Origin of the sequence: Robertmurraya korlensis (genome assembly GCF_023715225.1) — a bacterium.
Lineage (GTDB): Bacteria > Bacillota > Bacilli > Bacillales > Cytobacillaceae > Robertmurraya_A.
In genome coordinates this window covers 1-961 of sequence record NZ_JAMBNS010000034.1, presented here as the reverse complement: position 1 = coordinate 961, position 961 = coordinate 1, and the positions used below count along the sequence as shown (strand labels likewise).

Genomic DNA, 961 nt, shown 5'->3' with positions numbered 1-961 from the left:
CTATAGTACCAATCGGTGGATGGCTAAAAATCACGCTCGGCACTAGGTTATAGTCCAAATGCTCATTGGGTTTGTTGTTAAACAAGCGCTCAGATAGTCTGCGACCTGCTGCCACCGCCACTGGGGTCAATTGAATACCATGTTCGATGATGTCGCCGACGGCATAGATACCTTCGACATTGGTATTTTGATAGGCATCGACTTTAACAAAGCCTTGCTCATTGACTTCAACGCCCGCTTTATCAAGATTGATGGTATCGGTTGCAGGTGCGCGACCCGTTGCCCAAATCAAACAATCCACCGTCAAGGTCTCATTGTTTGACAATTCAATGCTCAATGAGCCATCCTGATTTTTGCTTACTTGTTGTGGCAGCAATCCATAATGAAATTCAATACCATCATCGTGCATGATATGGGTGAGCGTGGTGACAATGTCGGCATCGAAGTTTTTAAGCACCCGCTTGCTACGCACAATCAGATGCGTCTTTGAGCCCAATGCATTCATCACGCCTGCAATCTCGACACCGATATAGCCTGACCCCACAATCGCTACCCGCGGTGGCAACTCGGTCAAGTCAAAAAAACCATCCGAGTCAATACCCAACTCTGCCCCTTCAATCGCTGGGCGAACAGGTCGCCCCCCCATCGCTAGCAAAATATGGTCAGCGGTAATGGTCTCTATTGTGCCGTCATTTTTATACACCTCAACCGTATGTTGGTCGGCAAATTTGGCAAAACCATGAATCACATCGACTTGGTTATTTTTGAGGCCATTGTTGTACGACTGATGAATGCGGGTGATATAAGCTTGGCGACTTTGTACCAATTTGGCAAAGTCAAATTGTTTAACATCCAAATCAAAGCCATAGTCAGGCGCATAATGATGGATCGCCGCTGCCATATTGGCGCCATACCACATCACTTTTTTGGGCACACAGCCCACATTGACGCAAGTACCGCC

General features: G+C 47.2%; 1 protein-coding gene. It reads right to left on the bottom strand.

Translation table 11 applies throughout. The features are described from left to right. Nucleotides 1-961 (bottom strand): FAD-dependent oxidoreductase (locus M3175_RS25715; protein WP_251524447.1); only part of this gene is annotated, 961 nt, incomplete at both ends.